We start from the raw sequence: 13,491 nt of genomic DNA, 5'->3' as shown, positions 1-13,491 counted from the left end.
CTTTCCATCGCCATTACGCTTGACGCAAAGTAGTTTAAAGCAGCTTCTCCGCTTTAAGATATTCCACCGCTTGGCGGATGCGATGGCCGTAGAGATGCTCCTTCATTGTGCGCTCCTGCGCCTTTTTAGCCATCTCAAAACGCAATCCATCATCACGCAAATACCGGCTTATAATTTGCTCAAAATCATCCCGGTTGGAGAAAACGGGAATCTCATCTGCCTCATAATAGCGGCGTAATTCGTAAGTCTCCTCATGAAAGACTTGAAAGGCCCCTGCCGCTGCGGCCTCAAAGGTCCGCGGCCCCGGTGTGGAAGGAGCAATAGCAAAGCGTTTATTCTCAAAATGTAGAGACCGCCCTAAATTTAACACAAGGCGGGAGCGGCTATAAAGTTCGATAAGCTGTTGCTTCTCAATCCGCGCATCAGAAAAGCCAATCCCCATCTCACCCCAGCCTGGCCCGATGATACGGATGTTAAGCTGTTGCAGCAGGGGCATTAAATTCCGCACCACCTCTTTGCGTGAGCTAAACGCCACACCGCAGAAAAGCACATCAATCGTCTTTTCCGTATTTCGCTCCAGCGGGACATAATGCAACTTAGGACACGCCCCTAAAGGCAAGTGAAAGACCCTATCACGCTGATAAAAATTATGCCCCCAACGGTCGCAGGAAAAGATCACATCAAAATCATACCCGATTTGATAATGTGCGTCTTGCTCATACGGGTCCTCTGTCGCCCAAAAGGTCGTCACAGCACCAATCTGCCGCGCCTCCCGTGCAATCTCCCCATAATAGGTACTCTCCGGTAGGTAAGAGCCCATTGCAAAAACCAAAGCTGGCTTTAACGTCCTAATAGCCGAGGCTGCCGTCATGACATGAGCGGCGATCACATTGCCCTTACCAAAGCAATCCTCCAGCCCATCCATAATGGTTGCTCGTACCTGAGCATTCGCATGGCTCTCATACCGCCCACCACTACAGAGCAAAACCTTTTGCGTCTGTTTTTCACCACGGCTAGAGGTCTGAGTAACCTTCCCTGCGGTCCGCTTCTTCCCTGCGCTCATTCTCGTTCCCATTTTTACAATCCCTTTACATTATTTAGTTGAATTAATTGAGAGATGCTTTCACGATTTGTTGTAACCCCTGCCGAAAATGCTCCGGGTCCGTATCTTTCTGGACCGCCTTCAAAGCGGATTGGCGAAGCCGCTGCCATAAAGCCTCATCATTATACAATCGCTCCACCTCCGAAGCGAAAGCGCGCGGATCCTCCGCCGGCGCGCTTAAGAGAGTATCTCCGGCGTCCCAACCGACCTCTTCCCGCAATATCTCTGTAACGACCATAGGTACCCCCCGCGCAGCAGCTTCTTGCACCTTAAAAGGCAGTCCCCCTGCAAAACGCGTGGGCGCCACAAAAACCCGGTAACGGTCAAAAAGAGTGGCTAAATCATCCACCGCTCCCAAGATCTCTACCCGGTGATGTTGTCCCAAAGCCGTCATGTCCACAGAGGGATGTACATAGCCCGCAATATGCAAGCACACATCATCTGGCAACGCATTGAGATAAGGCAAAACCTCCTCCACAAACCACATCATGCTGTCATAATTAGGCGATTGCACATTATGGAACGCCCCAAGGAAGAGGATATCCCGCCGCTCCGCATAAGGCCGCGGCGTGGGGGCTGGCACCATACTATGACCCAACACCATAACATTAACATAACCTGCGCGTTGGATCAGCCTCGCATCATGCTCCGTTACGGCGATAATCTGCCGACAATAATGAGCGCTCTGCAATTCCTCAGCCAGAAGAGCGTCCAAAGCGTGCTCTTGCTCTTCAGCCGTACGTGTTGGTGCAGGCGTTCCATCAGGCAAAAGGCCCGTCACCGCTTGTTGCAATAAAGCCCGTGGAGCTGCAACAACCTCTGTATCCATCACCGAGCCACAATGCGTTAAAAACCGGCTCGCCTCATTCAGTACAGGTAACAAACGCGCCATGTTATGTGTCCGCCCGACCCAGAGTAAATCATAATACCCCGCACGCTCCTCTAAAAAAGCCGGCAAGGTGGACATATCTTGGTCAAAAGCTAACTCTACTTCCTCTGGGAAATCACGATAAAGTAAGAAAGCAGGCAGTTGCTCACGCATTACGGGAAAGACTGTTACGTGATAATCCAACGCTACTAAAGCACGCACGATATCATTAGAGCGCACATAGCCTGAGCCCAACCCTCGTAAAGGGATTCGGTCCTCTATCAAAAGCACGCGCTGCCGCTCTGGCCTGCGCCGCTCCCGCCCTAACAGAGCATTACGAATATGCTGGGGCTGTTGATGACGTAAAAATTCTAAATGCTGTTGGGCAAAAACCTTCCAATGCCGTTGGATTAGTTTATGCGACCCACTCTGGCCGGAACTGCCAAACTCCAAATGTTCGACCATCGCCAATGGCTCATACACAATCCGCGCCCCAATTTTTTGGAGACGAACGCATAAATCCGTATCCTCAAAATAAGCGGGCCAATAGCGCGTATCATACCCCCCCAAGCGACGTAGCAACCCCGTTTTAACCAGCAAAAACGCTGCCGAGCCATAATCAACATCACGCGTAAAGCTAGCCTCTGGGGTGTTCGGATCATCCTGTCTGCGATACCCATATGTCGCACCATCCCGCCAGATGATGGACCCAGCCTCTTGCAGCTGCATATTTGTCCGCACCAACCGTGCTGCTACAGCCCCCGTTGTCTCCGCACGATAAAGACGCCTCAGGGCATGGTGCAATGCCTCAGGGTATAAGCGAACGTCGTTATTAAGATATAAAACAGCTGGGGCCGTCACATGTGCTAGGGCCTCATTACAACCCAGCAAATACCCAATATTGACCTTGTGACGCAGGATAATGGCCCCCTCCACAAGGTCCTCTAATCCTGTTGTTTCATCCCGAGAGCCAGAATCAACGAGGATTAACTCAATCGCGCCCTTATACCCCCCCCGCAAAGAGGCCAAAGCTTGAAGTGTGAGGTCTATCTGATCATGCACCACCATGATGACGCTAACATCTGGCACACCCCGCACGCGGAAATCCAACTTCTGACGCGCAAGAAGAGGAAGATATAAAGCTGCTTCATCACGAAAAAGCTGGCGCGTCTGATCCTCCACCAACGCAGGCTCATCTATCCCCGCCGCTGTAGCCTGACCATTCTTCTCCGCCACAAACCGTGCAAATGGGCTATCAAAAACCCCGCCATCACAATCAAACCATACAAGCGGAAGTTGCTTATATCGCCTAAGGTCCACCCCTTCGATAGGGCTACGCCCCTCATGCGCTCCAAACCGCACAAAATGCTCATAACCATTCCGCAACCCCTCTCCGCCTAGGGATGGCAGAATATCAGGCGATGTCTCACGGTAATAAGCCTCATCAAACCAAGGAGAGGGGTTAAAGGCCTCAGGCGTTGGGTTTGTTAAATAATGGTGCAGCGCATTACCATAATCCCCGGCCGCAATCGCCTCTTGCACCTGCGGATAAGTCTGCACGTACCAGGCAGGGTCAAAATACCATGAGGCTGGTGCTGCATCAGCAATATGGGCTGGTAAAACCAACCATGAGGCTAACAACCCCTCGGGGCCAAACCATTCCCCATAACGATGAGCCATAGCCCGTAGGAGACGGACATCACAAAATGGCCCCGCTACAAAACCGTGCTGCTCCCCGTAAGAAAGATAATGGTCATACCCGTTATAAAAGCCCCGCTGCGCTAAATAATGATCTGTCAGCGTAACATAACGACGACGATAGGCGGCTTCATCAAACAACCAATGCGGAGCAAGATGCGTATAACCAACGTCACAATAATGGGCAAAACCAGACTTCCAACGCCGCTCTAACAAACCACGCCGGACCTCTGGATAAGCCTGCTTATACCAAATCTCATCAAAATACCGGTTGGGAGAATGACCACGATGACAACCCACCTCCTCATAAAAAAGGTAGGAATCCTCATACCCATGCTGCACCATGAGCTCCGCTACATCAGGGTAACGGAGCTCATACCATTCACGCTCAAACCCCATCCAAAGAGGTCTATGTTCCTCACGCGTCTTAGCATCTGGGACGGATAAAGCGAATGTCATAAGCTAGGCTGTTGGTCTGCTAATTCTGTCACCAACGCCCTGATACGCTCTGCCTGCTGAGCTGTCGGCTCTTTACGCTTTGCAGAATGGCAACGTCCCTCTTCCATCTGGACGCAAAGATCCGTCACCACCATCCCAAACACTTCGCCAATAATATTCACCAAAGCTAGCCGCCATATCCCTTTCATGGTGTTGATCTGCCCCTTCCAAGGGCGCAACACGCCCTCAAAGCCAGAACAAAGCGGGGCATCCCCATGCACGACACGCACATCATCCCGCGCGAAACGCTCCAAGGCGAAAAGGACCACCTTATCGCTCTCATCTCCGACCATCGCCGCATAGATTGTACCAGAGCGCCCTAGGCCATTAAGGAAGCTCCACCCCCGTAAAGCTAAGGCCCCTTGATCCTCCATATTTTGCGGAGTACCTGCCTCCTTCTTATCGCTTGAGCCAAGAACATCGAAACGGTCTAAGAAATAAAGCTGATCCCCACGTTCCTGCGCGAACAGACGCCCACGGGGGAAGCGCGCCAAAGGCACCCCGCGCAACACATTATCCCCATTTGTCACGCGGAAGAAATCCGCCAGAATAACGCTATTTTCTGGTTTGGCGGCGCGGATGCTCTGCACCTGGCCACCCTTAACATCCATCCCATGCGATAAAAGCTGGAAGGCACCGCGTCCATTAATCACATTGATAATACCAATGCGATATGTCCCTTCGCACCATTTACCACGCAACGCCGCTTTTGCTGAGAAACCAGAACGACGCGGGACTTTATTACCAAAAAGCTCTGAAATATCTGTACGTATTTCACGCTCTGCTTTCATGAAGATGAGAGGGCTATTCTCTTTCTCATTAATCAGAACAACATAGACCTGCCCTGAGGTACTGACATCCGGTAAGAAGAGCCAACCACGGAGATGGAACTCATCAGCAGGTTTAAATGTCCGCTCTGCCCCTTCAACAAGGACATGATGACAAATATCATCCAAATAACATTGCGCCCCCTGGATGGCGAACCAATCCGTTATATGCCCTGGCAAACTGACAGATAAATCCCGCACTAATGGAGGGTCAAAAATATGCCGCGGCGGGGCTTGATGCTTCCATGAGGAAATAGGCAGGAGATGAATCTGCCCTGCATCCAACATTAACTCCGACACACCAAGCAAACGCTGGGGGGCAAGGTCATGATATAACTTTAATAGCTTAGCTGCGTAATCACCCTCATGCGTCCAAAGCTCAGGGCCGATTGCCTTCATCATCCGCTCGCGAATCTCTTCTGAGGACCGCAGCAGCTCCAACCGTTCTAACGCAATATCAGGCCGGCTAATCGGCACTTTATAGCCATTCACCCCGTCAGTCACACGGTCATGCAACGCCCCAACATCTGTAACAATGGGCACAAGCCCATATTGCCATGCCTCAGAGAGGGAAATGCAATAAGTCTCCGGCCATATGGATAAAAATAGAGCAACATCAGCTTGCTTCATGACATCAGTACTACCAACGTCATACCGCCCATGAACCGTCACATTGGGCCGTTGTAATCTCTCCAATACTGGCTGATAATCGGGGTGAATATGCCCTAAAATATGAAAGTGGAAATGCTCAGGATGGGCCGCTTCAATGAGAGCGAGAATCGTATCCGCCCCCTTTGTCCGCACAAAATTACCCACAATCGCCACACCAAGTGGTCGTTGCTCTAGCGGCGCATACCGATTGGGGATTACCGGTACCGTTACATCTGGGCTGGGAATCCCATTAACTAGGCTGATCTTTTTATCAAGGACAGGATAAACCCGGTGCATGAAGTCACGTGAGTGCTTCGTCCCGAACATGATAGCATCAACATGGTGCAACATCCTGTCGATAAAGGCACGACGGGTCTGCTCGCCACCATACTCAACCCCCTCAGCGGATTTGAGCATCACATCCATGGCTAAAACCGAGTAAAACTCACCCTCGGCATAACGCATATCTTGATTCAACAAGTTATAGCGGGATGATACTAACCAAAAATCATGAGCAGAAAATAACACACCCGTGCCGTTTGCCTTAGCAATCAACGGCAAAGATAATGCATGGTGGCCAAGATGCTGAAAATGTACAACATCAATATTATACTGGCTCAACACACTCGAGAAAGCTGTCTCCTCCTGTGCATCGCAAACAATATCCTGCCAATCCCGCTCGACAATATCAAAACGCTCTAGCTCGTGCCCATTAGCAGAGAGAAGGCGACAAAATGCCCCACGCCTTAGCCAGAAATAAAACTCAACCTCACGCCCAAGAGCCGCGCACAGCTCCCGCTGATAAACCTCGACCCCACCCCACACTTGCTCATGAATTGTGGAATGCGTACACATCAACACACGCAGGCGATTCCGCCGAGGGCTAGGCCGTACCTCCGTTGGAAGAGAACGTTTAAAATCCGCCTTCGTAATATCTTGAATTTTCTGTAGTCGATGTTCGTAAAGATGCTGTTTAAGGACAGTATTTTGTGCATTAATTGCAGAGCGTTTACGCAACGCAGCATTATTAAGAAGTCGCGCAATATTTTCGACAACTTCATCATCATTATGTGCGAGGTGAACACCCTCTACAGTTTTAAAACAATTAATATCCATCCCCGACGCAACTTCAACCACTTGCGCCGTACCCGCCAAGCCAAGCTCAAAATAACGTGGCCCTGGTGCTGTAGCTTGGCTGACATCACCGTGACTTGCATAGTCACGGAACATGGTCAGCGTCACAGCACTCGCATTGGCAAAATCAATGAAGGCTTCATGGCTGACAGGCCGTTGCAACGCCAAGGCGGCTATATCATCAGGCAACGGAGGAAGAAACTCATTCCCAGGGCAGACGAGCTTTAGGCGCACATCAGGAAAACTGGCCAACACGCGCCGTAAGGTCCGCACGCGATTCGGCCACATCGTCCCTGCAAAAAACAAGTCATAATCACAATCAGGCACGGCACGTACTGTACGCTCATGCAGGCTTTGGCTCGCTGCTAACGGCAGATAATGCCCCTTACCTTGATACGCATCCACACAAGAGGGATCATTCGTAAAAATATAATCAAAAAGGGGGGCAGCTTGGGCGTTGAATTCCCTCATAAAAGGGTCCTCAAACGTCCATAAAATAACCGTTTTAAAAGCGGAGCGGACACGCCGAATCAACGCTTGGTTTAAGCGCTGTCCATCGATACATAAAAGCGTATCATGCTGACCAGAAGCCGCAACACCTGCGAGGCTCATATTATCTGCGACAACGATATTCTCTTTTCCAAAGAGTGCTTCCGCCGCACGCTGGATGGCTAAGGTCAGATAAGCATTCGCGTTATGCGTATAATTAGTGTTGTAGATGATCGCCATTTATGACCTCAAGCCCCCAGAAGCCTATCGCACGATAGAGTAAACGCTACCTTAATATATTCTGAATGACGATTTATCACTCTTATCAAGGTGAAACAATAAAAGGGTGACCAACAAATGGCCACCCCTTATCTCTTCTGCATGAGGCAGTCGAAAAATCCACTGCCTCACCGCAGAATCAAGGCTCTCAGTCCTCTGAGCTACGACGACGGATAGCCGCACCCAGAATATCACCAAGAGAGGCCCCAGAGTCGGAAGAACCATACTCGTTGATAGCCTGCTTATCTTCCTCAACCTCACGACCACGGATGGTCAGAGATAGCTTGCGGGAAGCGCGGTCCAAACCAACAACCTTGGCATCAACCTTCTCACCAACAGCAAAACGCTCTGGGCGCTGCTCGCTCTTATCACGAGCCAGCTCGCCACGGCGGATGAAGCCTGTCAACACATCGTCAACCTTAACCTCAATCCCGTTGCTCTGCACAGCAGTGACAATGCAGGTCACAACATCGCCTTTATTGATGCGCTCCAGCACATCGGCAGCAGGGTCTTCCTGAAGCTGTTTAATACCAAGAGAGATGCGCTCTTTCTCAGCATCAACGTCAAGAACCTTAGCCTGAACGACCTGGCCCTTTTCGTAACGCTTCATGACCTCTTCGCCGGACTCATCCCAAGAGAGGTCGGACATATGGACCATACCGTCAATATCGGCAGACAGACCAATGAACAGGCCGAACTCTGTGATGTTGCGGATCTCACCTTCGATGATGGAGCCAACCTTATGCTCCTCAGCGAACTGCTCCCAAGGATTGCGCTGAACTTGCTTCAGCCCCAGAGAGATACGGCGTTTTGCGCTATCGACATCCAGCACCATGACCTCAACCTCCTGAGAGGTAGCCACGATCTTGCCCGGATGGACGTTCTTCTTCGTCCAGGACATCTCAGAGACATGAACCAGACCTTCAACGCCCGGCTCCAGCTCAACAAATGCACCGTAATCGGTGATGTTGGTCACGCGGCCTGTAAAGCGCGCATTGACGGGATATTTAACAGCCACATTCTCCCATGGGTCAGCCTCAAGCTGCTTCATCCCCAAGGAGATACGCTGTGTATCGGAGTTAAAGCGGATCACCTGCACGCGAACGGGCTGGCCAATCTGCAACGCTTCGGACGGATGATTAATGCGCTTCCACGCAATATCTGTCACATGCAGCAGACCATCCACACCGCCAAGATCAACGAACGCACCGTAATCGGTGATGTTCTTGACCACGCCATCAAGGATCATCCCTTCCTTCAGGCCCTGAATCAATTCAGAACGCTGCTCAGCACGGGTCTCCTCCAACACAGCACGGCGGGAGACGACAATGTTACCACGCGCACGATCCATCTTCAGAATCTGGAAAGGCTGCGGCTGGCCCATCAACGGCCCAACATCACGCACGGGGCGGATATCCACCTGGCTACCCGGTAGGAAGGCCATCGCACCGCCTAAATCTACCGTGAAGCCCCCCTTCACGCGGCCATAAATCGTGCCATTAACGCGCTGATTGTGTGCAAAGGCACTCTCCAGAGCAGTCCATGCCTCTTCACGACGGGCTTTCTCGCGGGACAGCACGATGGAACCATCGCGGTCCTCGTAGCGCTCGATAAACAGCTCGAACACATCACCAGGCTTAATGTCCGGTGTTGCGCCCGGCGGGCCAAACTCACGTAGAGCCACGCGGCCTTCGCTCTTAAGGCCGACATCAACAATCACGTGGTCATCTGTCAGACGGACAACGCGACCGCGGACAACAGTGCCATCAAACGCACTGTCAGTGCCCAATGTCTCTTCCAACAGGGCTGCAAAATCTTCTTTACCGTGTTCCGGTGTATTCTGAGTGGCAGAAGCCATGTATTTCCAGCATTCCAGAGTGTCGCAGCCTATGCCCGACACTCAGCTATGCGCTATTCCCCCGACTATCGAAGCCTCAAGAAACAACGTCTCCTCCCAGCCCCACAACCCGGAGTGGAAGTCATCATCACAAAAAACACCCCACATCCACCTTCTCAGGGATATAAGGCCGTAACATTACGGGCTGTATAACGCTACGCTACCACCACAACACGCTTGGAGGGGGGACTGTCAATAACGAAGTGTGAAATCACACCCGAATAATCCCTTTCTCCTGCAAAATCTGGCATACTTTTTCTAACACGGCAGCAGCATCAAGCCCATCAGTCAGAATCTGCACAGCATCCTCAGCAGGACGAAGCGGAGCCGTTTGGCGTGAGGCATCCTGCCCATCGCGCGCATTAATAGCGGCCACTTCCGCCGCTAACGCTGCCGAATCGGTACAAGACTGGCCATAACGCTGGATGTAACGCCGCTGGGCGCGGACCTCTGGCGAGGCCGTAATAAAAAACTTCGCCGTAGCTTGGGGGAAGACGACCGTACCAATATCCCGCCCATCCACAACCGCGCCACGCGCACGAGCAAAGAGACGTTGCCGCTCTAGCAACGCTGCACGAACCTCTGGCTCCTTTGCCACGAGAGAGGCTGCACGATCCACCTCTGGCGTGCGTAAATCATCGCGGCGCATATCCTCTGGCATAAGCTGGCGAGCTTGCTCTGGCCCGTCATGGGCGGGGTCACCACCTTGGTCTAGCACACGGCGAGCCACAGCGCGGTATAGCAACCCGGTATCAAGGTAAGGCAAAGCCAGTACCTCCGCTAATTGCCGCGCTAATGTCCCCTTCCCCGCCGCCGCAGGGCCATCAATCGCGATGATAGGGTATTTCATGCCATGCTTGCTCATGCCGTAAGCCCCGCACCAAGATGATTCATTAAAGCCACAAAACCGGGGAAGCTCGTCTCGATAAACGCTGTATCATCAATATGGACGGGTTTTTCTGCCGCAAGCCCTAACACGGTAGCACTCATCGCTAAACGATGGTCCATATGGGTTTGCACATGCCCCCCACCGGGGAGGCGGGCTTGGCCCTCAATAATCACATCATCACCTTCCACCTGCACCTTTGCGCCATTTGCCTCTAACAACGCTACGGTGGAAGCGAGGCGGTCACTCTCCTTCACCCGCAATTCGGCAAGGCCGCGCAAGCGTGATGTCCCCTCCGCAAAAGCACAGGCCACAGCGAGAATCGGATATTCATCAATCATGGAGGGCACGCGTATGGCAGGTACATCAACACCCTTTAGCCGCCCAGCGCGCACATGAAGGTCCCCGATGACTTCCCCGCCCTCAATGCGCTCATCGCGTATCTCTAGTGAGGCCCCCATCTCCTTGAGGGTTTTAAAGAGGCCTGTACGTAACGGATTCTGCCCCACAGCCTCTATAACAATGGACGACCCCGGCACAAGCAACGCCGCCACAACGGGGAAAGCCGCTGATGATGGATCCCCCGGTACCAACACATCCTGAGCCACCAAACGCGCTGGACCTTTTAGCGTGATGCGCCGCCCTGCCTCTGGTAGCTCCTCCACCTTCACCTCTGTGCCGAAATGACGGAGCATATTCTCGGTATGATCGCGCGTGGGGGCGGGCTCCTCCACCACGGTTTCTCCTTCGCAATTCAACCCTGCGAGCAGGATAGCGGACTTCACTTGGGCCGAGGCCACTGGCAAGCGATAATGCAATGGCTTGCCTTTACCAGTCCCCTCCACAGCCATAGGCAGCTTCTGCCCCGCACGGGTGACGAATCGCGCCCCTGTCTCGGCCAAAGGCACGCTCACACGTCCCATAGGCCGACTGCGCAATGAGGCATCACCTGTCATGATGCTCATAAAAGGATGCGTTGCCAGCACACCGCTCAAAAGCCGCGCTGCTGTGCCAGAATTACCCATATCCAGCACATCGGCAGGCTCTTTAAGCCCAGCTACGCCACAACCCTCCACAACCCATTGCGTGTCCTTACGCGTTACCTCGGCCCCTAAAGCGCGCATAGCCTCAGCCGTGCGGAGAACATCTTCTCCCTCCAATAAGCCGGTAATGTGCGTCCGTCCTTCTGCAAGGGCTGCGAACATCAAGGCACGATGGCTGATGGATTTATCCCCCGGCACACGGACCCGCCCCGCTAAGCCAGCAGGAGCAGAGGAAACTATCAAAGGGCGTTGTGCTGTCATAATTTTACGTCACATTATCTCGGTTTAGAGCGTTTGATTCTGCGAGGTTACAGCATCTAAAGGGAAAAGTCTGTCCCCTTCCTTATCATGAATGATTTGACAGGCGGGCATTTCGGTGGCATGGGCCAAACACTTCTCTTTTGTGGCAATACGGGCTTCCAAGATTATGGCAAAACCAGAACTCGGTCTGAAACGGACTTGCGTCGATTGTAATGCGCGCTTTTATGACCTCAACAACATGCCAGTTGTCTGCCCTAAATGCGGCACAACCCAGCCAAGCCACCTCTCCCGCTTGAAGAAAGAGGGCGAGCTCGCAGACGAGAAAGACAAAAACCTCTCCCAAGAGGACCACGAGGATGATGTGGACCTCGATACAGGCGAAGATGATGATGTCATCTCCGATGATGATGATTTGGATGATGACGATGACATCAGCAAAGATATTGAGGTCTCAACCGATAAAGATGAGCGTGACGACTCCTAAATCACGCTCTCATGCTCATCCGGGGTCATGCCCCCCTAAAGGGGAGGCCCTTGCGCACCTCCCCGGCAAAAGCCGTATCCTCCCTTGGGTGCGGCTTTTTTCTATTGCCCATTTTCTAGGCTGCGCTGCCATTCCGCTCCCCATCATGGCACAGCCCACCGCAATAGCCACCCTCACCCAAGAGCTAAACCAACGCGATAGTGCCACGGCTGTGTTACAACAACGCTGCCCTATCCCCATAACGGCACGCTTATTAGGCGCAGACACTCCGGCTTCCCTCCATAATGAGGCACGTCATGCCCTCAACGCCCCTTCTGATGGCCACTTAACCACCCGCCATGTGCTCCTCCTCTGTGAAGGTACGGCACTTTCCGAAGCGTGGAATCTTTACCTACCAGACCGCCTCACCCCACAAGCACGCACACTTTTAGCCGATGGTCATACACCCTTTGGCCGCGCTGTGGGGGAAGGGCATTTCTATCGCCAACGTCTGAGTCGCCCTATGGGGAGCCTCCCGCCGCTTATCATCATAGAAAATCGCGCCATTCTTCGCCGCAAAGCAGACGGCAAGCCTTTGGCGTATCTGATAGAACGCTATAACCGCGCGGCTCTAACGCCTGTTACAACGCCGGGGGCGACCAGTTTAAATGTTGTCCCCCATCAGGGGCGAGCATCTGCCCCGTAACAGATGGCAGCATGAGGAACATGCGGGCAATCGCCGCAATTTCCTCAACATCTGCCCCACGATGCAGCGGTGTACGCTGGCACATCGCCTCAAAATGCTCCAAAGACTGCCCAGCAGCCGGCAAGACCGGGCCGGGGCCAATCGCATTTACCCGCACGCGTGGGGCCAACCCCAAAGCCATCGTACGCGTCAAGCTCCATAAAGCAGAGCGCGCTACTGTATAGCTGACAAAATGCGGCGTGAGATTCCATACGCGTTGGTCCAACATATTCACAATCAGACCTTCAGCCCCCTCTGGCAGGGCCTCCGCCATGGCTTGGGAGAGCACAAAAGGCGCACGGAGATTTGGCTCCATATGCGCATCCCAACTCTGACGCGTCACACTGCCAAACTCATCCCGCTCAAACACTGATGCATTATTGATGAGCACCCCCAGCGCGCCAAGCTGGGCGGTAACATGCTCCATCATCGGCAATAAGGCGGCCTCATCGGCAAGGTCTGCCTGCACCACACAGCCCCGCCCGCCAATCTGGCGCAATAGGGCTTCGGCCTCATCCCGGCTGTTACGATAATGGATAGCAACGGCAAATCCTTCCGCTGCCAGCATCTCCACCATTGCCCGGCCGAGACGCCGCGCTCCACCCGTCACTAACGCCACACGCGGCATGTGGGGCGAGAGACCCATCATC

General features: G+C 52.9%; 10 protein-coding genes. 3 read left to right on the top strand and 7 right to left on the bottom strand.

From position 1 onward, the window contains the following. Positions 1–34: 34 nt before the first annotated feature. From NQF64_RS06210 to aroA, 6 genes are all read right to left on the bottom strand, one after another. On the bottom strand, positions 35–1,075 hold the full coding sequence (locus NQF64_RS06210) for a CgeB family protein (RefSeq protein WP_266106845.1): 1,041 nt from the start codon (positions 1,073–1,075) through the stop codon (positions 35–37). 31 nt (positions 1,076–1,106) lie between these two features. Then, the gene (locus NQF64_RS06205) at positions 1,107–4,127 is read right to left on the bottom strand and encodes a glycosyltransferase (RefSeq protein WP_266106844.1); all 3,021 of its coding nucleotides are present in this window, start codon (positions 4,125–4,127) and stop codon (positions 1,107–1,109) included. Beyond that, a complete protein-coding gene (locus NQF64_RS06200) occupies positions 4,124–7,507 on the bottom strand; it encodes a glycosyltransferase family protein (RefSeq protein WP_266106843.1) in 3,384 nt (1,127 codons plus the stop codon). The genes NQF64_RS06205 and NQF64_RS06200 overlap by 4 nt, the downstream gene beginning before the upstream one ends. A 187-nt stretch (positions 7,508–7,694) precedes the next feature. Next, positions 7,695–9,404 (bottom strand): 30S ribosomal protein S1, encoded by a 1,710-nt coding sequence (rpsA, locus tag NQF64_RS06195; RefSeq protein WP_099027010.1) that lies wholly within the window; start codon positions 9,402–9,404, stop codon positions 7,695–7,697. 250 nt (positions 9,405–9,654) lie between these two features. Continuing rightward, positions 9,655–10,308: a (d)CMP kinase gene (gene cmk, locus NQF64_RS06190; protein ID WP_099027011.1), complete on the bottom strand. Its 654-nt coding sequence runs from the start codon at positions 10,306–10,308 to the stop codon at positions 9,655–9,657. Next, positions 10,305–11,633: a 3-phosphoshikimate 1-carboxyvinyltransferase gene (gene aroA / locus NQF64_RS06185; protein ID WP_266106842.1), complete on the bottom strand. Its 1,329-nt coding sequence runs from the start codon at positions 11,631–11,633 to the stop codon at positions 10,305–10,307. The genes cmk and aroA overlap by 4 nt, the downstream gene beginning before the upstream one ends. 87 nt (positions 11,634–11,720) lie before the next feature. On the opposite strand from aroA, the gene NQF64_RS06180 reads away from it, so the two are divergent. From NQF64_RS06180 to NQF64_RS06170, 3 genes are read left to right on the top strand one after another with little or no spacing between them, the layout of a single operon-like run. Beyond that, positions 11,721–11,846, top strand: a complete 126-nt coding sequence (locus tag NQF64_RS06180) for a hypothetical protein (RefSeq protein WP_266106841.1) — start codon at positions 11,721–11,723, stop codon at positions 11,844–11,846. Then, positions 11,800–12,117, top strand: a complete 318-nt coding sequence (locus tag NQF64_RS06175; protein ID WP_099027073.1) for an FYDLN acid domain-containing protein — start codon at positions 11,800–11,802, stop codon at positions 12,115–12,117. The genes NQF64_RS06180 and NQF64_RS06175 overlap by 47 nt, the downstream gene beginning before the upstream one ends. Continuing rightward, the gene (locus NQF64_RS06170; protein ID WP_266106840.1) at positions 12,098–12,802 is read left to right on the top strand and encodes a hypothetical protein; all 705 of its coding nucleotides are present in this window, start codon (positions 12,098–12,100) and stop codon (positions 12,800–12,802) included. Before NQF64_RS06175 ends, NQF64_RS06170 begins: the two co-directional genes overlap by 20 nt. Here the strand turns inward: NQF64_RS06170 and NQF64_RS06165 are convergent. After that, positions 12,738–13,490, bottom strand: coding sequence for an SDR family oxidoreductase (locus tag NQF64_RS06165; RefSeq protein WP_266106839.1), 753 nt, complete (start codon positions 13,488–13,490; stop codon positions 12,738–12,740). The genes NQF64_RS06170 and NQF64_RS06165 overlap by 65 nt on opposite strands. Position 13,491 lies beyond the last annotated feature (1 nt).

It is taken from the genome of Bombella saccharophila (assembly GCF_026385475.1).
GTDB lineage: Bacteria > Pseudomonadota > Alphaproteobacteria > Acetobacterales > Acetobacteraceae > Bombella > Bombella saccharophila.
This window is presented reverse-complemented; position numbering and strand designations above follow the sequence as displayed.